The following is a 25,551-nucleotide window of genomic DNA, read 5'->3' on the forward strand; positions in this document are numbered from 1 at the left end:
CTCATGACCGGATATCGCGTCTACGACGACACCAAAGCGCTGTTCCATTTGCCGGACGGCGTGATCTATCTCGACGGCAATTCGCTCGGCGCGCTGCCGCTGGGCGTTGCCGAACGCGTCAACCGCGTGATTACAGCCGAGTGGGGCAATGAGCTGATCCGCGCCTGGAACAGTGCGGGTTGGTATGCCCAGCCGCGCCATGTCGGCGACCGTCTCGCGCGATTGATCGGCGCGGAAGGCGGCTCCGTGATGGTGGGCGATACGCTGTCGCTCAAGGTCTATCAGGCGCTGGCCGCAGCGCTCGATATGAACGCCTCACGCAAAGTCGTTTTGTCGGACACCGGCAATTTCCCGACCGACCTTTACATGGCCGAAGGCCTGATCGCGACGCTCGGGCGGGGCCATCAATTGCGCCTGGTGGCGCCGGAGGAGATCGAGGGCGCGCTGTCGGATGAAATTGCAGTGCTTTACATCACCGAGGTCGACTACCGCACCGGCCGCCGCCACGACATGGCGAAACTGACCGCGACGGCGCATGCGCTGGGGATCGTGACCGTCTGGGATCTCGCCCATTCGGCCGGCGCGCTACCGGTCGATCTCGCCGGCTGTCGCGTCGATTTCGCCGCCGGCTGCACCTACAAATATCTCAACGCCGGCCCGGGCGCGCCCGCCTTCCTCTACGTCTCGCCGCGCCATGCCGACGATGCGCGCGCTGCATTGTCCGGATGGATGGGCCATGCAAAACCCTTCGCATTCGAGCTTGCCTATGCGGCCGCCGGCGGCGTCGAGCGCATGCGCGTGGGCACGCCGCCGGTGCTGGCGATGGCCGCGCTGGAGGCGTCGCTCGATATCTGGGATCGCGTCGACATCAATGAAGTCCGCGCCCGCTCGTTGGGGCTTGCCGATCTGCTGATTGCGGAAGTTGAGCGCCGCTGCCCGTCGCTGAGGCTGGTCACCCCGCGTCCACACGAGCGCCGCGGCTCCCAGGTCTCCTTTGCCTTCGAGGGCGGTTACGCCGCCATGCAGGCCCTCATCGCCCGCGGCGTGATCGGCGATTTCCGCGCGCCTGACATCATGCGGTTCGGGATCACGCCGCTGTATATTGGTGAAAGCGAGATCGTGCGGGCGGCCGAGATCATCGAGGAGGTGATCAAGGGCGAGGTGTGGCGGCGACCGGAATATCAGGTGGTGAATGCGGTGACGTGAAGCTGCGAGCCGTGCCCCGGACGCGGCGCAGCGCTTCCCCGGCGATGCGAAGCATCGTCCGGTGCGGTGCGCTGCAGAGCCGGGGCCCAGGTTGCTGATCGGGTACGTTGCGAGATGGGTCCCGGCTCAGCGCAGCAACGCAAGAGCGAACGCGTCCGGGACACGAGAACTGGGGTCGCGTTGGCGTGTTCACTCCGTAGCGCAGCTACGGTGGCTCCAAATGCACGGCCATGACTTCAGACGTCATTGCGTTAGCGCGCGAAGCCATTCACGCTGGGACAACAAGGAATTGGGAGGAGATCTGATGACGCCGCTCGAGAAAGTTAAAGCGATGAAGATGCCGTTCGCCGAGCTCAAGGGCGTCGAGTTCGTCGAAGCTGAGAAGGACCGCGTGGTCGCGCGGATGACGGTCAGGCCCGATCTCTGCACCCTCCATCACACCATCCATGGCGGCGCGGTGATGGCGTTTGCAGATTCCGTCGGCGCGGCAGCAACCGTGATCAACCTGCCGGAGGACGCGAAGGGCACGACCACGCTGGAGAGCAAGACCAATTTCATCGGCGGGGCGAAGGAAGGAACGACTGTCATCGCAATCGCCACCCCGGTCCATCGGGGCCGCCGGACCCAGGTCTGGACCACCCGGCTTGAAACTGAGGACGGCAAGCTGGTCGCATTGGTGACCCAAACGCAGCTGGTCCTGTAAGACTACCGGGCCTTGATTTTGTTAATGAATTAGTCGTTTACGCTGCCTCAAACTTGGGCGGGTTCCCATCTTGAAAAAATTATTGCGTCGCACAATATTGGGACTCTAGGGATTCGAACGCCTCCTCGAGGGACACCAAGAGGAGTTTTGACGTGGTACTTGAAGACACTGTCCGCACCGCCCCGGGTTACGTGCGGACCCTGATCCAGCAGGAAGAATTGCCACTATTGCGCGATCACCTGCTGCGGCTTGACGCCGAAAGCCGGCATGATCGTTTCAACGGTTTTCTCGACGATAGCTTCATCGAGCGTTACGCAGCCCGCTGTGCCGAAGACGGCACTGTCATCGCTGCCTACATCGTCGATGGCGTGGTCCGTGGTGCGGCCGAGCTGCATCCGCCGGAGGGCGATTCGCTACCCGAAGTCGCCTTCAGCGTAGAAGCCTCCTCGCGCCGGCAGAATGTCGGCACCGTACTGTTCAGCCGTCTGATCGCGGAAGCGCGCTGGAAGGGCTACAAGAGCCTGCGCATCACCACGGGCGCGGAGAATCATGCCATGCGCGCGCTCGCGAGGAAGTTTGGCGCGCATCTCGTTTTCCGCCATGGCGAATCCACCGGCACAATCGACCTTACCAAGACGGCCGAGGACGAGCTTGCCGATCTCGCAGCAGCGCCATTCAAGGCTGGCCGCGCGCTTCTCAGCTTCAACTCCACCTGCTGGAAGCTGATCTCCAGCATGTATGGCCATCGCGCGGCTTGAATTGCAGCCTGAATCAAAAAGCGGACCGGCGAGAGGCCGGTCCGCTTTTTGTTGATCCGAAGAAATGAGTGTTCAGGTTCCGGTGCGTTTGTCGTTGCCGAAGCGGCGAACGACGCGGCGTTCCACCACCACCGAGCGCTGTGCACCCTGTTCGCCGGCGATCACGCGCGTGGCAGTGATGCGGCTGTTGGTGCGAGCCTGCTTCTTGACCTCGGCCTGAACGATTTCGAGCGGCATCCCCATCAGCGCGGCAGCGATCTCGGCCTGCTGCTCGTGATCGTCGGTGATGCCGACAGCGGCGAAGATCGCCTCGTCCAGAGTGGGCGGATCATGGCGGACGCGGCGCGTGCCATATTTGGTATTCCAGTCTGCGCTCATAGCGGCCTCGTTTTGATGCCGGGATACCTAGTGCCCTGAATGTTGCATTGCAATATGAAATTGGTATGGCATCTCAGCTATGCACCGGTCAGGTGTCATGGCGGTGACGTAACACCGGCATTCACCTCTGCCCGTTGCTGCGGCCAACGCTTCAGCGCCGCACGTCCCGCCTCGGTCAGTCCGTAGATTCCCCGGTCGGCACGCTCGAACCAGCCATACACATTGTTAAGCAAGATCTTGCCGGCATCGGGACAGCGCTCGCGCAGTTCGCGCACGCGCCGCGGGCCCGCTGCGAGCTCGGATGCGCAGGCCAGCGCCTGCTGCCGGTAGGCGGTCATGATCGGTGCGCGGGTGCTGCCACCGAGCGCGGGATCGCCCTGGCGGCGCTGATGCTCGGCCACGAGCCGCGAGCGCGTTTTCGGCTCGCGACGCGGGGCTGCCGTCGGCGGCTTCACCAGCACCTCGACCTGGCCGTTCTCGGTCACCCCGAGCATACCGAAGCCGAGTCGACGGCAGAGATTGCGATAACGGGCATCGCTCTCGCGTCCCTTGCCGCGCGCCGATATTCTTGCCGCGATCCAGATCTCGTCGCCGGCCGGTGCGCGATCGACCGCCTGCAGGATCAGTTCGAGATTGAAGGCGAGCTTGAGCTCGCCGATCACCACCACGGGCGGATCGCCGGCGCTCAGGCCCACGAGATCGCAGCCGCGAATCTCGCCCTTCACGTCGAAGCCGAGGCCTTCGAGGAATCGTTTGACGGGGAGATAGAGGGCGGTTTCCACGGCGAGTGTCCGATCGGAGAATCAGTTGCGGGGAGTCTAGCCCGGATTGGACTCTGGGCTGATCGCATTTGCCCGCACGCGGCCAAGCCAGCTATATCTCGGTGTGGGGAACAGGGCGTTTGCGGCGATGACGATCAGGAATGGGCTCTATCATATCCGGATTGAGTTCCTGGATAGCGTCCAGGGCGGCAATCAGGGCGTCATGGTGCTGCGCGACGGTACCATGCGCGGCGGGGATTCTTTCTTCTTCGCTTATGGCAGCTACACGTCTGCGGACGGCAAGTGGAAAGGCGAGCTGACCAACGAGGAACATTCGCCCTCGTTCGACGAGCGTCCGGTGTGGGGCCGCAAGGTCGTGACCATCGGCTTCAGCGGCACCTACACCGATGAGACTGCCTATGGTGAGGGCATCGCGCTGGCCGGCAAGCAGAGCATCCGTTTCAAGGGCAATCTGCGGCTGCTGGTGCCGGATTGATCACACCCGTCCGCTCACCGGAATGAGCGCACCGGTGACGCCGCTCGCGGCGTCGCTGATCAGGAACAGGATCACCTCGGCAAGCTCCTGCGGCGTCACCCATTTGCTGAAGTCCGCTTTCGGCATGTCGGCGCGGTTGGCCTTGGTGTCGATGATCGACGGCAGCACCGCGTTGACCGTGACCTTGCCCTTCCACTCGCTGGCCAGTGCCTCGGTGAGACGGTGCACGCCTGCTTTCGATGCGGCGTAGGGACCCATGCCGGACCCGGCCTGGAGAGCGCTCATCGCGCCGATATTGACGATGCGGCCTGCCTTCGACACGGCAAGATGCGGTAAAGCCGCGTGCGAGGTGTTGAGGGCGGTCAGCACGTTCAGCGCATGCATGCGCTGCCATGTCTTGATGTCGCCGTCGCCAATGGTCTCGAAGACGAAACCGCCCGCGATGTTGACCAAGGCATCCAGTCTGCCGAAATGCCTTGCGGCAGCCTCGACCGCCGCCTTCGCCTGCACCGCGTCGGACAGGTCGACGCCCCCGATCTCGATCCGCTCGGCCGTCGCCGGTGTTTGAGAGGGCGCGTGATCGATGCCGGCGACCCGCGCGCCGCGCGCCAGCGCGATCTCGGATACCACCTTGCCAAGCGCGCCCAGCGCGCCGGTCACGATCAGAACCTTGCCTTGCATCATCAATCTCCCGACGCGGCCGCCTATGATTGCAGATAGCGTTCCCTCAGCGCGGTTCGTTCGACCGTGCCAAGCTTGAGGCCGTCGCGCAAATAGGTTTCGAGATCGCCATAGTCGCGGCTGACAGCATCGAAGGCGGCATCGAGATAGGACGTCTCGACCAAGCCGATGGCGTCGAGGACGTCGGCGGGGAGATCGGAGACGCTCGACACGTCGCGCTTGTAGTGGCGGTTGGTCAGCAGATAATCCTCCGCGATGACATCATCCGGCACGCCCAGCGCATGCAGGATCAGGGCGCTGGCAAAACCGGTGCGGTCCTTGCCGGCGGTGCAATGGATCACGAGCGGCGCGCGGTCTTCCAGGAGATGGCCGAACAGCGCGCGGAAACTGTGCGTGTTGTGGCGGACATAGTTGCGGTAGGACTCGCGCATGAGCTCGAGCGCGACCGGTCCAGTCAGTGCGCCCCTGACGAGTTCGGCGCGGAGCGCGGCGACAACCGTCGGTTCGATCGGCAGCGAATGCACGGTGATCTCGCTCACGGCGCAGATGCCGGTTGCACGCTCCTCGACGCCGCGGAAGTCGAACGCGCTTCTCACGCCGAGCGCGCGGACGATCTCGACGTCGGCGGCGGTGAGCTGGCCGAGATGGTTGGAGCGGAAGATGTGGCGCCAGCGCGTGGTGCGGCCATCATGTGTGACGTAGCCGCCGAGATCGCGAAAATTGCTGGCGCCTTGCAAAGCGAGGTGACGGGCAGGGGAGTCCTTGAGCGAAGGGTCTTGCATGGGCTCAGCTTGGGTTATGGTTCCGCCGGACGCACTGAGGGCGTCCTTGATGTCTATTACAGGGGGCGATCATGGATCGGCACAAGGCCGTTCTTTTGGGGATAGCAATGCTGGCCGGAATGACTGGCGCGGGGCAGGCCAATGCGCAGACATTCCGGAACTACCATTGTGTCGATGGTACGCAGTTCATCGTGGGGTTTTATGATGACGATACCCGCGCCTTCCTTCAGATCGATGGCGAGCCGGTGACGCTCGCCAAGCGGCTGACGGTTTCGGGCGCGCGGTATTCGGGGGCGGGCATCACGCTCAGGATCGGCAAGGCCGGAGCCGCCACGGTCAAGCATCTGAAGAGGCCGGTCACGGCCTGCAGCGTGATCTGACGAGGCTATCGGGTCCGGAATCAAAAAGGATCGAAACGTCGTTGTTTCGACCCTTTTTCAAATGTCCGTCCGCTCTTGAAGGAGCGCGGCGGCCTCAAACCCGACATCGGCATCAGCGATCCCATTTAGGCTTTGCTTCGTCGACCGCGTCCTGATGATACCAGCTATCGCTGCAAATCGAGACGTTCGCGGGAAGCGAAGCGTGATCGGCGGGAAGGCGGGTCTCGCCATAGCGGCGTCCAGCGAGAGCCGCGCGGCCCCCGACGGGGAATTGATAGATCGTTGCCGTTCCGTGACTCAGACCATTGTACATCATTGCGATTGCTCCTTGGCCGAGGCGACTTTGCCTCCATCGTGCGCCCGACTCGTTCTGATGTGGTTACTGGAGTCCCCATATCGGCCGCGCATCCCGAATTGGAAAGTGCTGAAAACTAAATCAGTTTCAGCCTAATTTATGGGCAGTCGAGCTTTTGCATCCCCCAAGGCACGATGTCAGTGACCAACGCTTGGGCCATTCCAAAGGTTGCTAGGCAGGGCCCGACGGCTTTGCAGAAGTTGCCGGACGTTGATGCGCGTTTCATCGGCAGCCTCCGGGCGGAGGCTGCTTGCTCCGGAATCAGGCGATTTCCGCGGGATTTTTGCAGTGCAGCTTCACGGGAAGGTGCGCGCCTATGACGCACCTCGCGGTGGAGGTTTTTTGACCGGCGGCTCCAGCCCCGGTCCGGGTGGTAAAGCGGCCGCGCTGCGGCTTTTTGGCACGCAAAATGCTTATAAAGCGCCGGCCGATGATGGCCGGGTACAAACGTGCGGGGCTCTCAACCCCACCTTTCGCATCATCTACAGAGAGGCTCAATGACCAAGTATAAGCTCGAGTACATCTGGCTCGACGGATATACGCCGACTCCGAATTTGCGCGGCAAAACTCAGATCAAGGAATTCGCGTCGTTCCCGACGCTCGAGCAGCTTCCGCTCTGGGGCTTCGATGGCTCCTCCACCCAGCAGGCCGAGGGCCACAGCTCGGATTGCGTGCTGAAGCCGGTTGCTGTCTTCCCGGACGGCGCCCGCACCAACGGCGTGCTGGTGATGTGCGAAGTCATGATGCCCGATGGCAAGACCCCGCATCCGTCGAACAAGCGCGCCACCATCCTCGACGACGCCGGCGCCTGGTTCGGCTTCGAGCAGGAATACTTCTTCTACAAGGACGGCCGTCCGCTCGGCTTCCCCGAGCACGGCTATCCCGCACCGCAGGGCCCGTACTACACCGGCGTTGGCTACAAGTACGTCGGCGACGTCGCCCGCAAGATCGTCGAAGAGCACCTCGACCTCTGCCTTGCCGCCGGCATCAACCATGAAGGCATCAACGCGGAAGTCGCCAAGGGCCAGTGGGAATTCCAGATCTTCGGCAAGGGCTCCAAGAAGGCCGCTGACGAAATGTGGATGGCCCGCTATCTGATGCTGCGCCTCACCGAGAAGTACGGAATCGACATCGAATTCCACTGCAAGCCGCTCGGCGACACCGACTGGAACGGCTCCGGCATGCACGCCAACTTCTCCACCGAGTACATGCGCACGGTGGGCGGCAAGGAGTATTTCGAGGCGCTGATGGCCGCCTTCGACAAGAACCTGATGGATCACATCGCCGTCTACGGTCCTGACAACGACAAGCGTCTGACCGGCAAGCACGAGACCGCCCCGTGGAACAAGTTCAGCTACGGCGTGGCTGATCGCGGCGCGTCGATCCGCGTTCCGCACTCCTTCGTCAACAATGGATACAAGGGCTATCTGGAAGACCGCCGTCCGAACTCGCAGGGCGACCCATACCAGATCGCTTCGCAGATCCTGAAGACGATCGCGTCTGTGCCGACCGACAAGAAGGCCGCGGCCTAAGATCCTCCCGGCCCGGGTTGGGGGGCTGGGCCCGGGTTGGCTTTCAAATCCGCCGGAGCTGCGAGGCTCCGGCGGATTTTTGCATTTGTATGACCGTGGTTGTTCTGGGTCTGGCGGCCAAGCCGGTCTGACGCCTGTCCTTCCCAGGCGAAACCGGGATAGAGTGCCCGCAGGATGCGCGGGCCGGGGACACGGCTGGTGTTTGAAGGCTTCTACAAGGTGCGATTTCAGCTCGGCGATGCCATCGGCCGGAGCGTGATGCATGCCGGCAATGGCAAGATGCTCGGCGGCAACTCGGCGTTCGCCCATATCGGCACGTATGAGAAGACCGCTGACGGGGTTGACACCGTCATCAAGACCGTCCGCCACAACCCCGATCCGAACTACCGCGCCATGGCCGGCACCGACGATGCGACCTTGATCGCGAAGGGTTTTGCCGACGGTGATCTCTACCGCTTCAAGGGCGAGCTGAAGGAGCTGCCGGGTGTGCCGTTCCAGTCGGTGATGACGCCGATCACGGAGGAAGAAGTGTCGATCGCCGGTGGGGTTGGCCAAAGCGGCATCATCGATGGTCTCTACTCGATTAATCTGCGTATGCTCGACGGCGTCGATGGCGGGCTGACCGGCGTGATGCTGCTCAACGCAGGCCGTATCCTCGGCGGCGATGCCTCGTTCTACTATCTCGGCAGCTACACCGCTGCGAACGGCCGCTGGAAGGGACAGATCCTCAACCAGGAGCACACGCCCGCCAAGGACGATCCGATCTTCGGCGGCCACGAGGTCGGCATCGGCTTCTCCGGCAGCTATGACGGCGAAGAGGCCGTGCTGGAGGCAACAGCGCTGGCCGGTAAGCGCAGCCTGCGCCTGACCGCCGCGCTCAAACTGATGCATCGCGCCTGATCGCGACGGGACATCGCCCATGGAAAAAGTTCGCATGCTCTCGACGCTCGGCCTGATGGGCGCGATGCGCAGCCTGTCCGCCGCCTTCGAGGCCGCAACAGGCATTCACGTCGATGCCGACTTCGCGCCAACGTTGGCGCTGCTCAAGCGAATGCGCGCGGGCGAGGGCGCCGATCTCGTGATCCTCACGCGGGAAGGGCTCAATGAGCTGATCGGCGAGGGCCGCGTTGTCGAAGGCACCGCGGCAGATCTCGCGCGGTCCTATGTCGGCCTTGCCGTACGGAAAGGCGCTCCGCATCCCGATATCGCCACCGAGGCCGCGCTGCGCAAGACCTTGCTAGCGGCGCGGTCGGTCGCCTATTCGCGCCTCGGTGCGAGCGGGGTGTACTTCGCCCAGCTGATCGTGCGGATGGGGATTGCGGACGAGATCAACGCCAAGGCCACCATCGTCGAGCAGGGCTTTACCGCGGAGCGGCTCGTCAGCGGCGAGGCTGACCTCGCCGTGCAGCAGATCAGCGAGCTGAAGCAGGTCGGCGGCATAGAGGTGATCGGCCCGGTGCCGCACGACTTGCAGACGCCCGCGGTGTTCTCCGCCGGCCGCATGGTGAATGCGAAGCAGGCTGATGCTGCCGACCGACTGTTGCGCTATCTGGCATCTGCCGAAGTCGTGCCGGTGCTGCGGCAATCGGGACTCGAGCCTTGAAATCGCCGGCACGCGGACGCAACGTGATGGCCATGCGAACTTACCTCTGTGCCATGCTCCTCGCCCTTGCCGCGCCCATCGCAGCGCATGCGCAATCGGCCGACCTCGTCCTGTGCGACCGCGTCGCCGCCGACCCAAGCGACCCCGACAAGCCGGCCGACGTGAAGGGCGTGCCCGACATCGCAGCCTCGGACATTGCGACCGCCATCAAGTTCTGCAGGCAGGCGGCGGGCTCCTCGCGCCGCGCGATATTCGCGCTCGGCCGTGCCTATGCCGCCAACCGGCAGACGGCGGAGGCGATCGCCGCCTGGCGCAAGGCCGCCGACAAGGGCTCCAGCGCGGCGATGGTCGAGCTCGGCGTCGCCTACGGCACCGGCTCAGGCGTCGCCAAGGACGAGGCGCAGGCGCGCCAATTGTTCGAGAAGGCGGCGCAAGCGGGTAATCCCCGCGGCGTCTCGAATCTCGCTGCGCTCGGCAGTGCCGGCGGCGGTGCGCCGGCCGATCCGGCGCAGGCGCGCGCGCTGCTGGGCAGGGCTGCCGAGACCAATGCGGAGGCGCAGTACCAGCTCGGCCTGATGCTCGCGAGCGGCAATGGCGGCGAGAAGGACGACGTCGCGGCGCGCGCGCTGTTCGAGAAGGCGGCGGCGCAAAACCATCCCGGCGCGCTGGAGCGGATGGGCGCCTTCGCGGAAGGGGGCCGCGGCGGCCCGAAGGACAAGGACGCCGCCAAGGCCTATTACGAGCGCGCCGCCGCGCTCGGCGACGAGGACGCCAAGAAGGCGCTGGAGCGGCTGCGCTGTCCCTACGCGATCAAGGACAAGCAGGGCAAGCTCGTCACCACGCTGTGCTTCTAGCGGACTGCGCCGCCGGTCTTGATCGAGCGCAAGGTGGCGCGGCCCGGCCGGCCTAGATTGCGTCTCCATTGGAATGGAGACGTGCGATGACACTGCGGCATTGGATGTTGGTATTGGGCGGGTTGGCGGCTGCGACGGCGGTGGCGGCGCAGGATCTCAAGTCGCCGACGGCGGACCAGTACGTGCCGCAGCTCGGCGACATCATGAGCGCCGCGCAGACGCGCCATCAAAAGCTCACGCTGGCCGGTAAGGCCCAGAACTGGGAGCTTGCCGCCTACGAGCTGCGGCAGCTCAAGGCGAGCCTGATCGAGGCCGCCTTGCTCTATTCCGGCATCCCCATCAGCAACGTCACGACGCTGGAGCCGTCGCTGCAAGCGACATCCGATGCGATCGCAGCAAAGGACGGCCGCAAATTCGCGAAAGTCATGGGTGATCTGACCGAGGGCTGCAATTCATGCCACCGCTCGATGGGACGCAGCTTCGTCGTGATGAAGGTTCCCTCCGATCCGCAGCCTTTCGCCAACCAGCAGTTCGCGCCGCAGGCCAAGCCTTGACCGCCAAGCCGTGACGGAACGCTGCGCGTGCGAAGCGGGTTGATCTGCAAGGCACGACAGGAGGCGCAACCATGATCCGCAAGCTCGCATCGGGTGAATACCGGCTCTATTCGCGCAAGGTGAATCCCAAGACCGGCAAGCGCCGCAACCTCGGCACGTTCAAAAGCCGCGCGGCCGCCGAAAAGCACGAGCGCGAGGTGCAGTATTTCAAGCGGCACTGATGCCTGGCGAATGTCGGCCGAGTCAGAAAGTCGATCCCAACTTTCGGCCGTTGATGGGGCCGACGTCACCACGATCAAGCTGCGCGACCGCACCGGGGGATCGACCATCCTGCTGGAGGGCAGGGCGGATGCGATGCCCTAGGGCGTCGTTGGTTCGTTCACGGCGGCAGAATTGCTGCGACTGATCCAATGAGTTCGCTGCTAGCTGCCGGCTGGTGGGATCGGGCGAAAATGAAACGCGATGTCGCGGACATATCCGCTTCGGCGCGACCATCTTCAGCTTCGGCTGGTGCTGCAAGACATCGCGGGCTGCGCATTGAGCGGACGTTGCCCGCGAAGGGAATGATGCAGGCTATCCAGTGGCTGGAAGCCGCAATCTTCCGACAAACTCGCCTTGCGCTTGAACCGTCATTGCCTGCCGCGCACCTGGTGCGGCTTCTAAAAGGAGACATGGCGAATGGCTTTTTCTAAAGCGTTGGACAGAAAAAGCCCGCCTCCGAGTCAATGGGAAGAACGGAGGGAAAAAGCTCAAATGAATATTCCCCGGCCGACTTTGAAATGCGTCCGGAGGCGGGGCCTATGGCTAAAGTATTCCAACTTCCAAATGGCAGGCGGCAGTCCGTAAGCCTGATCACCCACCCGCCGCATCAGCCCTAACGGACTGATGTCATCGAAAGATAGCACCCAGAGCAAATCGGCCCAACGCCAGAGTAGCCTATGGAGCGAACTGCGACCCGGCGACGATGGCTCTTGGCGCGAAGCGGACGTGCGACCAATGGAGCGGCCGGGTGTGCCGGCCGCTCCGAGCTCGTCACTGCTTTGCCAAGGCAGCCAAGATTGGACCGGCTTCGGCATCTTCAACGCAAGGCGTAACGGTGATTTCCATCACATTCGCCCATTGGGCGTACCATTGGTACATGGCCTTCGGGTCGTTGCTTTCCGAGATTGCAAAGCCTGTCCCATTCATTCCGTGCCAGCGGCCAAGCATCTTCACGCCCTCGGGTGGCGCGCCCCCTGTCTTCAAAAATTTCTCGATGGCGGAATCGATCAGATTCGGCGGCAACTTCCAGCTTGAGATGTACTTCATTGCAATCTCCAATCTGAAATAACCCATTCGCCTTACGGCGGTGCGAATTCAATCACGAACTGAGACGCTTGCAAGTATCGATTTTGGATCTTTGGCCACCTGCTCGGCGTGTCGATGAGGTGGCGCCAAGGTGGATATGGCAGGTCGTACTGAACCAGGAGGCGAGGGGCGCACTTCCGGCGGTGCGACGAGCGCGCCATAGAGAGGCTGCTTCCGGCGCGAGCGGACTATCGCCGTTAAAGGATGCTCGTTCGCGACTAGCCGCCCTGTCGTAGCGCCTCGACGGGATCGAGCCGGGCAGCGCGCCAGGATGGATAGAGGGTCGCAAGGAGCGATAGTGTCAGGGCCATGATTACGACCGCTGCGGTCTCGACGAGATCGATTTCCGCCGGCAGCTTGGACAGAAAGTAGAGTTTTCGCGGGAACAGGTCCGTGTGCGTCAGCCAGGACATGAATTGTCGGATCGACTCGATGTTGGCGCAGACAAGGAGCCCGACGAGCAAGCCAACCAGCGTCCCGGCCACGCCGATCGCAGCGCCTGTTATCATGAACGTTCGCATGATCGCACCTTGCGAGGCGCCCATGGTCCTGAGGATGGCGATGTCGCTGCCCTTGTCCTTCACAAGCATGATCAGGCCGGACACGATATTCAGCGCGGCCACGAGAACGATCAGGCTCAGGATCAGAAACATCACGTTGCGCTCGACCTCGAGCGCGCCAAAGAAGGTCGCGTTGCGCTGCCGCCAGTCGACCAGGTAGATCGGCCGACCGGCCGCTTCCGCGACCGTCTTGCGAAACACGTCGACGCTATCAGGGTTGGCCGTGAACACCTCGATGGCGTTGACGTCATGATCGCGGTTGAAGAACGCCTGCGCCTCCGCGATCGGCATGAAGATGACGCCCGTGTCGTATTCGGACATCCCGATCTCGAACACGGCCGCGACCTGATATTTCTTGACGCGTGGCATCATGCCCATCGGCGTGACTGCGCCGCGCCGCGCAACGAGCGTGATGCTGTCACCGGCACGGAGGGAGAGTTGGTCGGCGAGGCCCTGACCGATGACAACGCCCTGGCCCTCGTCAAAATGCTCGAGCGATCCCTGCTTGATGCCGCCGGCGATCGAGGGAAGCCTGATGAGATCTTCAGCCCTGATGCCGCGGATCAGGACGCCGGAGGCGTTGGACGACGAGGCGAGCGCCGGGCCGTCGACGACCGGGACCGCCAACCGGACGCCCTGCAGCTGACTGATGCGCTCAGTGACATCCTTCCAGTCTGTCAACGGCGTTTCCAGCGGTTGCACCACAAGATGTCCGTTGAACCCGAGGATCTTGCCCAGGAGTTCTGTGCGAAAGCCGTTCATCACCGCCATGACGATGATCAGCGTGGCCACCCCGAGCGTGATGCCCAGAAACGAAAACCCGGCGATGACCGAGACAAATCCTTCCTTGCGGCGGGCTCGCAGATAACGGGCTGAGAGCATCCACTCGAAGGGGGCAAAGGGGCCTGTTCGTGGTGAAGCCATCACTGTCTCGTCGCTCATCCGCCAGGACGATCATTCTCTCCGGTTGCGATCGGATTAGCTATAGGTGTGCGGATCAAAAGCCCAATCGTGGTTTCGGCTGTCGATGACAACTCGCGGGCTGGCTCACGGCGCTGGACACGCCGCTCCTGTCTTCACCCAGGCCTCGACCAGCGCACCGGCCTGCGCTTGCGTGCCCGGGACGGGCGAGCGGCCGAAGCCGGGCTTCCAGGCCCAGCCGACCAGCGTGTCCTTGCCGATGTGGTCGATCAAGTCTTCCACCTTGCGGCCGCCGTTGCGCGCGGGATCGCGGATCTGTTCGCAGATCTCGCCGACGCTCTTGCCTTCCCAAGCCATCTCGCGCGGGGCGAGGTGCCATTCGGGATGGCCGGGAATGCGGCCGGGTTCGAAATTGGCCTTCTGGTGGCAGGTGTGGCAGCGCATCGCTTCGACGCCATGGCCATCGGCGCCACGCGTCACCGGCGGCTGATGGAGGCGGGGATTGTCGCCCTGGCGCGGACTGTCGCCGGCCGGGTGGCAATTGGTGCAGCGCGGATGCGTCAGCACTTTCCCCAACTCGGTGAAGATCGCAGCCGAGCGCTTCTCGGTGTCAGTAATGTTGGCAAAACTTTCGGGCGAGGCGAGGCCGTGGCTGGTCGTATCAGAGGCGGCGTAGCCGGCGCACAGGCTGCTCGTCAGCGCTGCCATCGCGACCATGATCCTGACGCGCGCGGTGATCGTCACAGGCGCACTCATTTGGCGGCGGCGAGATAGCGGGTGGAATCGGCGAGGATCACGTCGCGCACCGCCTCGTGGTACTTGATGTAGCCCGTGCAGCGGCAGAGATGGCCGTCGAGCGCATCAGCGATGGTCTGCTCCAGAGCTTCGCGGCTCACAGGGGCGCGTGCGAGGCGTTCGAGCAGCACTTGCCCCTCATTGAGGAAACCGGCCGTGCAATAGCCGCACTGGAAGGCGAAGTGATCGATGAAAGCCTGTTGCAGGGCCGAGAGCTGGCCTTCTTTGGCGTGGCCTTCGACGGTGCGGATCGACTTGCCGTCGAAATTGATGGCGGGCGCAATGCAGGTCGGACTGGTGTAGCTGGTGCCATCCGGCTCGTCGACGATGATGGCGCAGCTCAGGCATTGCGCGGCGCCGCAGCCGAACTTGGTGCCGGTCATGCCGAGCATCTCGCGCAGGAAATCGTTCATCGAGAGATCGTCGCGGACGTCCATCGGACCATGCTTCCGGCCGTTGATGGTGAGGCTGAGGGTCGTCACGCGAGCACTCCCTTCAGGAGATTGGCCGTGACCGGCAGCGCGCGGAAGCGGTGGCCGGTGGCGTCATGGATGGCGTTGATCAGCGCCGGCACGATCGGGATCATCACGACCTCCGCCATGCCCTTGGGCGCTTCGTTCCCGATGAGAGGCTTCAGCATCTCGATCTCGAGATCGCGCAAAGGCAGGTCGGAGCCGCGCGGGATGAGATAGCGGCCGAGATTCCACTCGCCGTTGCCGGGGCCGCCCTCGAACGGCGGCAGCGTTTCCAGAAGCGCGTAGCCGACGCCCATGGCGAAGCCGCCATGGGACTGGCCCATCACGACTTCTGGGACCAGAGGGGTGCCGCATTCGAACACGCTGTAGGCCTTGGCGATGCGAAGCGCGCCGGTGGCGCGCTCGATCTCGACGCGGACGAGCGTGCCGCACATCGAGGTGTAGGCGGTGCCGATGCGGTTGTTGTCGGTCGGCGGAAATTTGACGTTGCTGCGATTGATCCGCTCGAATTTGTTGTTGCCACGGCGGATCGCGAGCGCGTCGATCTCGGCAAGGTATTGCTCGCCGAACAGGGGAAAGCGCGCCCGCGACCAGGCCCAGCGCGAAAAGCTGTGCGCCACCGCGCCGGTGACGAAGCCGCGCGCATGCGCGGTCGCGGCAAGCCTTGCCAACGGCAACGGCTCGAGACCGGGCATCGTGAGCTGGCCGTTCTGCCAGTCCGCGAGGGCCGATTGTTGGGCGCGCGGATCCGCCTTCGGAATGCGCCACAGCTCCAGCGCCGCGGGCCACAGGCCGAAGCGGAAGATGATGCGCGCGGCCTCGGATGCCGAGTGCGTGCCGACATGGGCGCCGATCGAGGCCGACGTCGCCGAGGAGATCGCGGGCACCCAACGCGAATTGCGCGCCGCGGCGTCCTGGGTCTTCTGGTCCATCGTGTAGGGATCGCCCGAGGTGACGAGGCCGAGCACGTCGTAGCTGTCGACGCGCGCGACCGAGACCTCGTCGGCGATGGCGCCGAGATGGAAGCCGACGCGGTTCGCCAGCGCCGTGCCGATGCCGTTGCCCATCTCGACATGGTCGCAGAAGATCGCGATTTTGCCGTCAGCGCCGAACTCGACGCGGCCGAGCGAGCAGTCCGCGCCGGAGCCGTAGTCCTTGGTCACGCAGGCCACACCCGTGCCGACCAAGCGGTCGCCCGAGGTTTGCCTGAGCTGCGCACGCTGCTGCCAGATCGGGTGCTTTTCGAGATGATCGAGGATCTCGGGCGTGCGGACCGAGACGATATAGGGATTGCCGGTCATGGTCCGGCCGTTCTGCTTCAGCGCATTGCGGCGGCGGAATTCGATCGGGTCGAGCTGGAGCTCGGAGGCCGCTTCATCGATCAGCGCTTCGAGCGCGGTCATGGTTTGCAGCGTGCCATAGCCGCGCATCGAGCCTGCGGTGACGCCGCGCGAATGCATCGCGACCGTGGTGACGTCGACCTTTGGGATGTCGTAGATGCCGATCGCGCCTGTTGCGGCGACGACGGCGACGTTGGCTGAGAAGTTGGCGAGCCCGCCGCCGTCGAGGACGTGATCGGCGGCAAAGGCCTTGATCAGGCCGGTCTTGCGGTCGATGCCGATGCGCGAGCGCATCTTGATCGGGTGGCGCTTGATGCCGCCCTGGAATTGCTGGTAGCGGTCATGCGCGAGCCGCACCGGCTTGCCGGGAAAGCAGATCGCGGCGAGCGCGACATAGAGGATGAACGGCGTGTGGTCGCGGCCGCCAAAGCCGCCGCCGAGATGGGCGAACTGCGCGTTGATGTGCGAGGGCTTGTAGGGCGCATGCGCCTTGGCGAGCAGATGCGCCAGCGACTCCGCGGCCTCGTAAGGCGACTGCACGCCGAGCACCAGCTCCAGATTGCCGCCCTTGCCGCTGTACCAGGCGAGGCCGCATTCCGGCTCCAGGAACATCGGATCGACCGACTGCGTCTCGAACTCGCGGTCGAGCACCAGCAGCGAGGCATCGTCGGTGGCAAGCTCTGCGCGGATCTGATCGCCAAGCTTGGCCGCCTTGACGTAGTCAGCCGGCATCTCCTTGGCGAGCGGCGACCACACCGGCAGCGCGGCGTTCTGAACTTTCTTGGGCGAGACCCAGCCGGCCTGGATCGGCGAGTAGACGTCCGGCTTGTCGGGCGAGGAGCCTGCGACACGGGTGAAGCGGTAGGCGCCGTAATCGGCTGCGATCACCGGCCCCGTCTCCTCACCGAACTTGACGAAGGTGCCGTCGCGAAGCGCGAGCCGCGCCTGGTCGAAGGAGTCGAACTTTTCGAAGATCAGCAGCGCGACCGGCTGGCCCAGATAAAGCGGCGTCTTGCCGGGCGGGCAGAACAGATCGCCGGCATAGAATTCCGGCACCTGTGTGCCGATGCGGTCGAGATCCGCCGCCGTCACGACGACGGACGGCTTCAGCGCGCCGTCGAGGCGGGCGAGGTCGAGACCGGTATAAACATGCGTTGCGTCGTTGGCGCGCACCAGGATCGCGTGCGAGGTGGTCTGCGGCCAGCCCGGCATGTCGCCAGCGCGGAAGTCGGAGGCGTAGAGCTTTGCGCCGGTGACTTTGGCAACGCCATCGACGCGCCCGGCGCCCTTGGCCGCGGGATTGAAATGGCCGCGTCCGGGCAGCGTCTCGTGCGCTGCAAAGGGCGCATTCGCCGCTGCCGCGAGATGCGACAGGCTGACCGAAATGCCGCCCGCCGATATCAACTTCACGAACTCGCGTCGCGAAGGCCGCATGATTTCATCCTTTGTACAAGGTCTTAAGGGCCCACGATGCTGGCGCCACGGATACGCACCAATGCTGGCCTGAAGCTGTCATGATTCGTTATGCGCGAATAGAACAGTGCGGCCGTTTACGAGAGGTGAAAGGTGGCCGCCGTGAACGCAGCCGCTTCTCATTTGGCGCATGCTTTATGTCCTTCACTTGATGTCGGCGATGGTCGCGGGACCGGGGCCCGGCGTGACCAGGGTCGGCCATTGCTTGGAGCCGAACGGGACCAACGGCGGCAGGAACGGCGTCATGCCGCGCTTTGCCGTCTCTGCAATGATTGCGGCGCGCGCGTCGCCTCCCATCAGCTCGTAGTCCATGAGGTGATAATTGCCGAAGAACAGCGCGCCGACCGAGCGGTCCGCGATGATCCGCGTCAGCGATTCCAGCATGTCTGCCGGCGTCGTGGTGAACGAGACCGTCTCGATCAGCAGCAGGCGCGTGTTGATGGCGTCGGGGCCGAAGAACTGCGCGAGCACGCTGAAGATCACGTTGTTCTGCCGCGCGACGTAGATGGTGTTGCTGGCGGCATAGGTTTTCTCCCAATCGGGACCGAGCTGTGCCTTCCAGTCGGCCAGCACGCCCATCCAGTGCGCGACCTGGGTCTGGGCTGCCCACGCGACGTTCTTGGCAAGGAACGGGGCCTGCTGCTTGCCAAAGGCCTCCAGCTTGGCGAACGGAATGGCGCCGCCGGCGAGGCATTCGTCCATGAAAGCGATGTTGTTCTTCAGGATGGTGCGGTTGTTGTCGCGCCAGTCGGCCTGCATTGGCGTGGCATCGAGGCTGTCCAACGCCGACTGCATCCGGCTGCGAAAGGCCAGCATCGAAGCGCGCCAGGATTTGTTGTCGGGATTGTCGACATAGGGTCCGACCACCTCGGCCAGCGCCATGGTGCTGTGGCCGACCGATTTCAGCAGCTGGTAGACGACCGGCACCTGCGGCGCGTCCAGTGGCGGCTGGCCGGGTCGATAGAGGATCAGGCGTCCGCCGGCGCCGGAGAACAGGCCGAGGATCACGGGGTGCTTATCCAGGATGTTCTTCTGGAACACTTTTGCCGCGTCGCCATAGAGATCGAACATCGCCGTGTTCAGCGCGAGCACATCCTTGGTGGCGACGTCGCCCGGCGCGGCGTTGGTTTTGCCGGATATCGGTGCCATGTAATCGGGCAGGGTCTGAGCCATTGCGGCGCTGCCGCCGAGCATCAGTGCGGTGGCCAAGGCCAGGCCAAAGCGAGTTTTCATCGGTATTTCCCCAGGAGCATTCCAAACGTCAGGTCGTCCGTCGGATTCGCTGGACGGCACTATCACTGGTTGTGACTGAAAATCGCTAAGGAATTGTCAGGAGCGAGGGAAAACCCGTACCCCGCCGGGCTTCCCCTGGGAGCCGGCATGGCCTATTACGCTGCAACGCAAAAATCCTCCAAAAGACCCCTATGATCCGCCTCGACAACGTCAGCAAGCAAGCCGGCCACCAGATCCTCTTCATCGAAGCCTCCGCCGCTCTCAACAAGGGCGAGAAGATCGGTCTCGTCGGCCCGAACGGCGCCGGAAAAACCACTTTGTTCCGGATGATTGCCGGCGAGGAACTGCCCGACGAAGGGCAGGTGTCCACCGATCGCGGCATCACCATCGGCTATTTCAACCAGGATGTCGGCGAGATGTCTGGCCGCAGCGCCGTAGCCGAGGTGATGAACGGCGCGGGCCCCGTCAGCGAGGTCGCGGCCGAGCTGCGTCAACTCGAAGCCGACATGGCTGATCCTGACAAGGCCGACCAGATGGACGAGATCATTGCCCGCTATGGCGAGGTGCAGCATGCCTTCGAGGAGCTCGACGGCTATGCGCTCGACGGCCGTGCGCGCGAGGCCCTGTCCGGCCTCGGCTTCAGCCAGGAGATGATGGACGGTGACGTCGGCAAGCTCTCGGGCGGCTGGAAGATGCGCGTGGCGCTCGCCCGCATTCTGTTGATGCGTCCCGATGTCATGCTGCTTGACGAGCCGAGCAACCATCTCGATCTCGAAAGCCTGATCTGGCTGGAGAAGTTTCTGCACGATTACGAGGGCACGCTGCTGATGACCTCGCACGACCGCGAGTTCATCAACCGCGTGATCTCCAAGGTGATCGAAATCGATTCCGGCTCGCTCACCACCTATACCGGTGATTACGAGTTCTACGAGCAGCAGCGCGCGATGGCCGAGAAGCAGCAGCAGGCGCAGTTCGAGCGCCAGCAGGCGATGCTTGCCAAGGAGATCAAGTTCATCGAGCGCTTCAAGGCGCGCGCCTCGCACGCCGCCCAGGTGCAGAGCCGGGTGAAGAAGCTCGACAAGATCGAGCGGGTCGAGCCGCCGCGCCGCCGCCAGAGCATCGCCTTCGACTTTCCGCCCGCGCCGCGCTCGGGCGAAGATGTCGTCGCGCTCAAGAACGTGTTCAAGGGCTACGGCAACAAGCGCATCTATGACGGGCTCGATTTCATGATCCGCCGCAGGGAGCGCTGGTGCGTGATGGGCGTCAACGGCGCGGGCAAGTCAACGCTGCTCAAGCTGGTCGCGGGCGCGAGCGAGCCGGACGAGGGCACGGTGGCACTCGGCGGCAGCGTCAAGATGGGCTATTTCGCCCAGCACGCGATGGACCTGCTCGACGGCGAGCGCACCGTGTTCCAGTCGCTCGAAGACCAGTTTCCGACCGCGGGGCAGGGCAGTTTGCGTGCGCTCGCCGGCTGCTTCGGCTTCTCCGGCGACGACGTCGAGAAGCGCTGCCGCGTGCTCTCAGGCGGCGAGAAGGCGCGCCTGGTGATGGCCAAGATGCTGTTCGACCCGCCGAACTTCCTGGTGCTGGACGAGCCGACCAACCATCTCGACCTCGCCACCAAGGAAATGCTGATCAATGCGCTCTCGGATTTCGAAGGCACCATGCTGTTCGTCTCGCACGACCGGCATTTTCTGGCGACACTCTCGAACCGCGTGCTCGAGCTGACACCTGATGGCATCCACCAATATGGCGGCGGCTACACGGAATACGTCGCGCGCACCGGGCAGGAGGCTCCGGGGCTGCGCAACTGAACGCGCTCACGGAATGATGCCCAGGCTTTGGCCGGCGGCCACCGGCCTGATGATGCCGTAGCCGTAATCGTAGTTGGGCACCGCGCCGCCCATCGGGTGCGCTGTCGCCTCCAACACCGCAATCATGGCTGCAGGATCCGTCGCCGTGGGCGGCTGCGCGGTTCGCAGCGCGGCGACGCATCCGGATGCGACGGCACATGCGGCCGACGTTCCCGTGTCGGGCTCAAAGCCGCGCGGGCCGCGCAGGACCTTCGAGCCGAGAAACTGCGTATAGGCGGTGATGTCCGGCTTCTGCTGAGGCATTCCCGCGATCGACGGTCCTTGCGAGGAATAACAGACGCGCAAATCGTGGATGTCGCAGCCGGCGAGCGTCAGCACCTCGTCGTACGCGTTGGCGCCCATGATCATTCCCGCCGTCCGCTGCAAACACACGGCATTGGGGCAGCCATCGCCGCAATTACCTGCGGCGAAAAGCACGTCGGCGCCGAATGCCGTGAGCAGGGCGATGTAGAGTCTGAAGGGATGGCCGGGATTGTCGATGTAGCGCCGGGGATCACCAGGGGCGAAGTCGTCGAGGCTCGGATGAAAGATGCCCCAGCTGTTGTTGACCACGAGCGCGCTCTGCGGAATGACTGCAGTAAGCGCCCAGCGCCAGATCAACACCAGGTAACCGCGCATCATTTCTCCGATCGTGGCACTGACGGTGTGCTCCCCGGCCGGACGTCCAAGCAGCAAGGGATAGTCGAGCAGCGTCACGTTCGGGGCCACCGAGAGCACGCCATAGGCGCACATCGTCCCGTGACCGATGCGATGAAGGCCCGGCATCGTCGCCACTCTCGGTGGCGTCCACGAATTGCCCACATCCAGGGCCGGATTGAAGCCGAGCCGCCTCGCCAGATGTGACCTGCAGATGCCGGTATCGACGAGAGCGACGGCAACATCCGTTCCATAGAGGCCGTTGTCCTGCAGCACCGAGGTATTGAGGTCCTGCCGCACAGTGTCGGTATCGCCCGTGGCTTGGTTGGCTGGCGGCGGGGCAAGTAGGCTATGCACATCGGAATCCAACCAGACCGGCTCCCCGTCATTGAAATCCGGCTTGGACAGAGTCGCTGGAGAAACGTACGCGCGGACGAGAAATTTCTTCGATTTCTCGAACGCGAGAAGGGAGAACGCTTTTTCGCCTCTGTCCTCTGGCGAGACCGCAGGTCGCTGATCGGCGCCATCCCAAATCGGCAAGGCGCCGAACTCACCGTCGATCAAAAAGTCCGTCGCCACGTTCTCGCGGACGTAATCGCGCATCGTGCCCACCGGACTGTCGCCCTTGAGCAGGTCGTTCGCCGCCTTCACGAGCACCTCATTTTGATTGCGTTGCACCAGCACCCGCACATAGTCGGTGCGCAGTTCCCAAGGCGTCATGATTGCCTCCGCTGCCGTGGTCAGGTCGTGCGCGAGCTCATTTCCATTCGGCCTGCGCGAGCTTGAATGTCGCCGCGTAGAACGGGCAAGCCGTCAGAAACGGTTTCAGGGCGATCGCGGCCTTGGCGCCCGCGTCGATGTCCTCGCGATAATGCAATCCTGCGATGACCCGATTCATCGCGACTCGCGCGGCCAATGCCCGCAACGGCTCCTTGTATTGGGGCAGCAGGTCGGCCAGGCACTCGGAGGTGAGCGTGCCAATGAGCGCATGTCCGGCCGGATAGGACGGGTGGCCCGGAACCTGGACCGGTGGATACAGCGTCGGGCAAACCTGGCTTGGTCGCGGCTGGTACCAATAGGGCGGAGGCGCGGCGCCGCTCATATTCGAATACTGGAGCTTGAGCGTGACCATCGCGAATTCGCCGACGCGGGCCATGATCTTCATCAGCAGGAACGTATGCGGGTAGGCCGTGGCGCTCATGTTGAGAAGCTGCAGCCAGCGCAGCTGAAAATTCTGATCCTCCTCGACGATTTCGCCGAGCGCTTCCGGCCGCTCCGCAACTGCAAGCACCAGGACCTCGTCGACCATCTTTGCAGTGACGGGGTACGTGGGCGGTGGCAGCGCAACGGCCGCCTGCCATTGCTTGCCCTTGATGGTCTGTGCCAGAAACTCCGGGAGGATCGTGACGGCGCGCAGATCTGGGTCCCACTCGGCGTCTCGGAACTTGGCGTCATAGGACCGCGTGATTGCGATCTCGGCGAGCGGCCGATCGGCCCGCATCGCGAACACGGGTGCGCCGCTGCCACCCGGGCCGCCTGTCCAATTTCCTCCGAACCAATTGCCACCAAACCAATTGCCTCCGAACCAATTTCCCCCCATGGCAGCATCCTCCCGTGGTTCGCTGCAAATGCAGCATGGTTTCAATCCGGCAAGCCAGCCTCTCGCAAATGATCGATGAAGCGGTCCCGCAAACCCGGCTTGAAGGGGCACCGCTCGCGATAGGCCGAAAGCTTGAATCGAGGCTGTATGTCCGAAAGCATCCTGATGACGCCCCGGGCCTCCTCACCCTGGCCCTTTGCAATATAGGCGGCCGCCAGAACCCGCAGGTTGGCGGAGAGCCGGCCGTTCAAAGCTGCGGTCTTGCGGGCCCACACGACCGCCTCATCGTAGTTGCCGTTGATGTAATGGGCTTGGCCGAGGAACATCAGGTAAAAATAGGCCTGCGTGTCGGCCGGTGACAGACGCAATCCCTGTTCGGCGCGCGTAATCGCGGATTGGCCATCCTCAAGGTAGCCGTACACGCCACTGCTAAGGGTCCAAGCCATCGCATTGCCGGGCGATGCGCTCAAGGCCCTGTCAAACAAATCGAGCGCCGCGTTATAGTCCTTGAACAAGAGCGCCTTGGCGTGTCCGAGAACGGCCAGCGCGAACCCGTCTGCCGGCGCCCGGTCGACCGCCGCAGTGGCAAGGCGCGCGGCTTCCGCCGCATCGGGGCCGCCCTCGGCGCCCCAACCTTGCGCGACATTGTGAATGTGCCACAGCGCCGCATAGGCATAAGGAGTCGCGTAGCTCGGGTCCGAAGCGATTGCGGCCTGCAGCAGCTCCCCCGCTCGGCCGAAGTCGAAGAAGTTCATGCGATACATGAAGTCGATCGCCTTCATGAGCAGCTCGTAAGCATTGAGGTTGTCCGAGCGTTTTTGAAGCGCACGTCTCAACTCTGCCTCGCGGACCTGGGGGGCGATGCTCCATACGATGCGCGTCGCAATGCGGCTCTGAAAATCAAACAGTTCCGAGACATCGCCATCGTAGTGATCTGCCCAGAGCACGACCCCCGCTTCGACGTCCTGCAATTCGACTCCAATTCGTAGCCGCTTGTCGGCTCGCCGGATGCTGCCGCTCAAGACGTATCGGACGCCGAGTTCTTGGCCGATCCTCTGGCTGTCGACCGGGCCGCTACGATAGGGAGACGTCGACATGCTTGAAATGACGAACAGCCCACGGAGGTTCTGGAGCGCAACGACGATCTCGTCGGCCGTGCCATCGCCGAAGTAATCGTCTTCCGCGTTCGCGCCCTGGGTACGAAATGGCAATACCGCGATATAAGGCACCTTGGCCTGGCGGCTTGCCCTGCGGCCACCGTTCGACGGCAACCGTTCGGCCTCTGGCAGCAGAAGAGAATAAGCGTGAACGGGGCGCGCAAGATGCTTGAGCCGAAGGACGCCCAGGTCTTGGACAGGGACATCGAGCCGATCCTTGATCTGCTGGAACATCTCGTCTGAAAGCACCACGCCGCCTGCCGGCGCGGACTGCTCGAGTCTCGCGGCTATGTTGACTCCCTTTCCGAAGATGTCCTCCGATTCGACGATGGTCTGCGCAACGTTCAGACCCATTCGGAATTGTATCTTCCGATCGTATCCTTCCCGGGTCTGTGCAGCGGAGACTTCGTGCTGCAAGGCGACCGCACAGCGCGCCGCATCGAGCGAGGAATCGAAAGAGGCGAGAAAGCCGTCCCCCGTATTCTTCACGATCCTGCCGCGGAAGGAGACGATGCACGGATTGATCACGCCGAAACGAAGCGCTCGCAGTCGCACGTGCGTTGCTTCCTCCGCCACCTCTGTCAGACGAGCATAGCCCACGACGTCTGCGGCCAGGATTGCAAGTACGCGACGCGAGGGCAGGGCCTCTGCAACATCGATCCCCGGATGATTCACCTTGGCCGCCCCGCTGCTTTGCAGAACAGGGGCAGGATAGCATAACGCGAGGTCATTGATAGCGCCCACCGCGCACCTCCGACTCTGAACAAACTCAACCCCGCTTACGCGCGCCGACATTTTGCCGAACGAAGCGGCTCCCAAATCATATGCAGCAACCTCTCTCCAGGTGAGCGGCCGTGTCGGACGAGGCACAACTATCCCTTCCGCGAACCTGGGAAACTCGCCCCCTGAAGCGGATGGTCGGACTTATCGTTGCGGCCTTTTTCGGCTCAACCTGCAAAGAGCTACAATCGATTTTCAGCAATTTGACTGCGAGACTGAAGGCCCGAGAGCCACCGCGTCGCGCGGCTGCATTTTACAGACGAACTGGAAAGGCGCTGTGAGTTAGATCATACAGACGCGCAAATTCGTGTCACGA

28 protein-coding genes are annotated in these 25,551 nt (G+C 63.5%); 14 read left to right on the top strand and 14 right to left on the bottom strand.

Features of this window, described 5'->3' with window-relative positions; translation table 11 throughout:
* The first annotated feature begins 3 nt into the window (after positions 1–3).
* From kynU to BM374_RS18750, 3 genes are all read left to right on the top strand, one after another.
* Positions 4–1,206 (top strand): kynureninase, encoded by a 1,203-nt coding sequence (kynU, locus tag BM374_RS18740; RefSeq protein ID WP_092294675.1) that lies wholly within the window; start codon positions 4–6, stop codon positions 1,204–1,206.
* A 304-nt stretch (positions 1,207–1,510) separates the two neighbouring features.
* On the top strand, positions 1,511–1,909 hold the full coding sequence (locus BM374_RS18745) for a PaaI family thioesterase (RefSeq protein ID WP_092294677.1): 399 nt from the start codon (positions 1,511–1,513) through the stop codon (positions 1,907–1,909).
* Between the two features lie 152 nt (positions 1,910–2,061).
* Complete coding sequence (locus BM374_RS18750) at positions 2,062–2,667, top strand: GNAT family N-acetyltransferase (protein ID WP_092294679.1); 606 nt, start codon at positions 2,062–2,064, stop codon at positions 2,665–2,667.
* 72 nt (positions 2,668–2,739) lie between these two features.
* Here BM374_RS18750 and BM374_RS18755 read toward each other — a convergent pair whose 3' ends face one another.
* The gene (locus BM374_RS18755; RefSeq protein WP_092294681.1) at positions 2,740–3,045 is read right to left on the bottom strand and encodes a hypothetical protein; all 306 of its coding nucleotides are present in this window, start codon (positions 3,043–3,045) and stop codon (positions 2,740–2,742) included.
* A gap of 95 nt (positions 3,046–3,140) precedes the next feature.
* On the bottom strand, positions 3,141–3,827 hold the full coding sequence (locus BM374_RS18760) for a DUF2161 domain-containing phosphodiesterase (protein ID WP_092294683.1): 687 nt from the start codon (positions 3,825–3,827) through the stop codon (positions 3,141–3,143).
* 127 nt (positions 3,828–3,954) lie between these two features.
* Here BM374_RS18760 and BM374_RS18765 point away from each other — a divergent pair, with 127 nt between their 5' ends.
* On the top strand, positions 3,955–4,302 hold the full coding sequence (locus BM374_RS18765) for a GrlR family regulatory protein (protein ID WP_057757757.1): 348 nt from the start codon (positions 3,955–3,957) through the stop codon (positions 4,300–4,302).
* On the opposite strand, the gene BM374_RS18770 is transcribed toward BM374_RS18765, so the two are convergent.
* Both BM374_RS18770 and BM374_RS18775 read right to left on the bottom strand, forming a co-directional pair.
* On the bottom strand, positions 4,303–4,983 hold the full coding sequence (locus tag BM374_RS18770; protein ID WP_092294685.1) for an SDR family oxidoreductase: 681 nt from the start codon (positions 4,981–4,983) through the stop codon (positions 4,303–4,305).
* Between the two features lie 23 nt (positions 4,984–5,006).
* Positions 5,007–5,765 (bottom strand): tyrosine-protein phosphatase, encoded by a 759-nt coding sequence (locus tag BM374_RS18775; RefSeq protein WP_092294687.1) that lies wholly within the window; start codon positions 5,763–5,765, stop codon positions 5,007–5,009.
* A gap of 71 nt (positions 5,766–5,836) precedes the next feature.
* Here BM374_RS18775 and BM374_RS18780 point away from each other — a divergent pair, with 71 nt between their 5' ends.
* Complete coding sequence (locus BM374_RS18780; protein ID WP_092294689.1) at positions 5,837–6,145, top strand: MliC family protein; 309 nt, start codon at positions 5,837–5,839, stop codon at positions 6,143–6,145.
* Positions 6,146–6,257: 112 nt separating this feature from the next.
* Here BM374_RS18780 and BM374_RS18785 read toward each other — a convergent pair whose 3' ends face one another.
* A complete protein-coding gene (locus BM374_RS18785; RefSeq protein WP_092294691.1) occupies positions 6,258–6,461 on the bottom strand; it encodes a DUF2735 domain-containing protein in 204 nt (67 codons plus the stop codon).
* Positions 6,462–6,997: 536 nt separating this feature from the next.
* On the opposite strand from BM374_RS18785, the gene BM374_RS18795 reads away from it, so the two are divergent.
* The 8 genes from BM374_RS18795 to BM374_RS37950 all read left to right on the top strand — a co-directional run bounded on the left by BM374_RS18795 (position 6,998) and on the right by BM374_RS37950 (position 11,735).
* On the top strand, positions 6,998–8,032 hold the full coding sequence (locus BM374_RS18795) for a glutamine synthetase beta-grasp domain-containing protein (RefSeq protein WP_092294693.1): 1,035 nt from the start codon (positions 6,998–7,000) through the stop codon (positions 8,030–8,032).
* 198 nt (positions 8,033–8,230) lie between these two features.
* Positions 8,231–8,932, top strand: a complete 702-nt coding sequence (locus tag BM374_RS18800) for a GrlR family regulatory protein (RefSeq protein WP_177248393.1) — start codon at positions 8,231–8,233, stop codon at positions 8,930–8,932.
* Between the two features lie 19 nt (positions 8,933–8,951).
* Positions 8,952–9,635: a substrate-binding domain-containing protein gene (locus tag BM374_RS18805; protein ID WP_092294697.1), complete on the top strand. Its 684-nt coding sequence runs from the start codon at positions 8,952–8,954 to the stop codon at positions 9,633–9,635.
* Between the two features lie 32 nt (positions 9,636–9,667).
* Positions 9,668–10,489, top strand: a complete 822-nt coding sequence (locus BM374_RS18810; protein WP_177248410.1) for a tetratricopeptide repeat protein — start codon at positions 9,668–9,670, stop codon at positions 10,487–10,489.
* 86 nt (positions 10,490–10,575) lie between these two features.
* Positions 10,576–11,043 carry a hypothetical protein gene (locus BM374_RS18815; RefSeq protein ID WP_092294699.1) on the top strand — a complete coding sequence of 156 codons (468 nt, stop codon included), beginning with the start codon at positions 10,576–10,578 and terminating at the stop codon, positions 11,041–11,043.
* A 71-nt stretch (positions 11,044–11,114) separates the two neighbouring features.
* Positions 11,115–11,264: a hypothetical protein gene (locus BM374_RS18820; RefSeq protein WP_007609497.1), complete on the top strand. Its 150-nt coding sequence runs from the start codon at positions 11,115–11,117 to the stop codon at positions 11,262–11,264.
* Positions 11,265–11,274: 10 nt separating this feature from the next.
* Positions 11,275–11,406 (top strand): hypothetical protein, encoded by a 132-nt coding sequence (locus BM374_RS39985; RefSeq protein ID WP_283807085.1) that lies wholly within the window; start codon positions 11,275–11,277, stop codon positions 11,404–11,406.
* Positions 11,407–11,495: 89 nt separating this feature from the next.
* Positions 11,496–11,735 carry a hypothetical protein gene (locus BM374_RS37950; RefSeq protein ID WP_143270215.1) on the top strand — a complete coding sequence of 80 codons (240 nt, stop codon included), beginning with the start codon at positions 11,496–11,498 and terminating at the stop codon, positions 11,733–11,735.
* A gap of 340 nt (positions 11,736–12,075) precedes the next feature.
* Here the strand turns inward: BM374_RS37950 and BM374_RS18825 are convergent, their stop codons facing one another.
* The 6 genes from BM374_RS18825 to BM374_RS18850 all read right to left on the bottom strand — a co-directional run bounded on the left by BM374_RS18825 (position 12,076) and on the right by BM374_RS18850 (position 19,188).
* Complete coding sequence (locus BM374_RS18825) at positions 12,076–12,351, bottom strand: DUF3303 domain-containing protein (protein WP_027572360.1); 276 nt, start codon at positions 12,349–12,351, stop codon at positions 12,076–12,078.
* Between the two features lie 257 nt (positions 12,352–12,608).
* Entirely contained in the window at positions 12,609–13,874 is a 1,266-nt protein-coding gene (locus BM374_RS18830) for a lipoprotein-releasing ABC transporter permease subunit (RefSeq protein WP_177248394.1), read from the bottom strand.
* A gap of 123 nt (positions 13,875–13,997) precedes the next feature.
* The gene (locus BM374_RS18835) at positions 13,998–14,588 is read right to left on the bottom strand and encodes an Isoquinoline 1-oxidoreductase subunit (RefSeq protein ID WP_502689448.1); all 591 of its coding nucleotides are present in this window, start codon (positions 14,586–14,588) and stop codon (positions 13,998–14,000) included.
* A 35-nt stretch (positions 14,589–14,623) separates the two neighbouring features.
* The gene (locus tag BM374_RS18840; RefSeq protein WP_092294705.1) at positions 14,624–15,148 is read right to left on the bottom strand and encodes a (2Fe-2S)-binding protein; all 525 of its coding nucleotides are present in this window, start codon (positions 15,146–15,148) and stop codon (positions 14,624–14,626) included.
* Entirely contained in the window at positions 15,145–17,916 is a 2,772-nt protein-coding gene (locus BM374_RS18845) for a xanthine dehydrogenase family protein molybdopterin-binding subunit (protein ID WP_092294707.1), read from the bottom strand. Before BM374_RS18845 ends, BM374_RS18840 begins: the two co-directional genes overlap by 4 nt.
* Positions 17,917–18,099: 183 nt before the next feature.
* Positions 18,100–19,188, bottom strand: coding sequence for a hypothetical protein (locus BM374_RS18850; protein WP_092294709.1), 1,089 nt, complete (start codon positions 19,186–19,188; stop codon positions 18,100–18,102).
* A 191-nt stretch (positions 19,189–19,379) separates the two neighbouring features.
* Between BM374_RS18850 and BM374_RS18855 the strand changes: the two genes are divergently transcribed.
* Complete coding sequence (locus BM374_RS18855; protein WP_092294711.1) at positions 19,380–21,002, top strand: ABC-F family ATP-binding cassette domain-containing protein; 1,623 nt, start codon at positions 19,380–19,382, stop codon at positions 21,000–21,002.
* A gap of 6 nt (positions 21,003–21,008) precedes the next feature.
* On the opposite strand, the gene BM374_RS18860 is transcribed toward BM374_RS18855, so the two are convergent.
* Genes BM374_RS18860 through BM374_RS18870 form a run of 3 tightly spaced genes read right to left on the bottom strand, consistent with a single transcriptional unit; the run spans position 21,009 to position 25,199 of the window.
* Positions 21,009–22,418: a S8 family serine peptidase gene (locus tag BM374_RS18860; protein WP_092294713.1), complete on the bottom strand. Its 1,410-nt coding sequence runs from the start codon at positions 22,416–22,418 to the stop codon at positions 21,009–21,011.
* Positions 22,419–22,455: 37 nt separating this feature from the next.
* Positions 22,456–23,298: a phosphatase PAP2 family protein gene (locus BM374_RS18865; RefSeq protein ID WP_092294715.1), complete on the bottom strand. Its 843-nt coding sequence runs from the start codon at positions 23,296–23,298 to the stop codon at positions 22,456–22,458.
* A gap of 41 nt (positions 23,299–23,339) precedes the next feature.
* Positions 23,340–25,199 carry an adenylate/guanylate cyclase domain-containing protein gene (locus BM374_RS18870; protein ID WP_244552627.1) on the bottom strand — a complete coding sequence of 620 codons (1,860 nt, stop codon included), beginning with the start codon at positions 25,197–25,199 and terminating at the stop codon, positions 23,340–23,342.
* Between the last annotated feature and the right edge of the window lie 352 nt (positions 25,200–25,551).

Origin of the sequence: Bradyrhizobium sp. Ghvi (genome assembly GCF_900115265.1) — a bacterium.
Classification (GTDB): domain Bacteria; phylum Pseudomonadota; class Alphaproteobacteria; order Rhizobiales; family Xanthobacteraceae; genus Bradyrhizobium.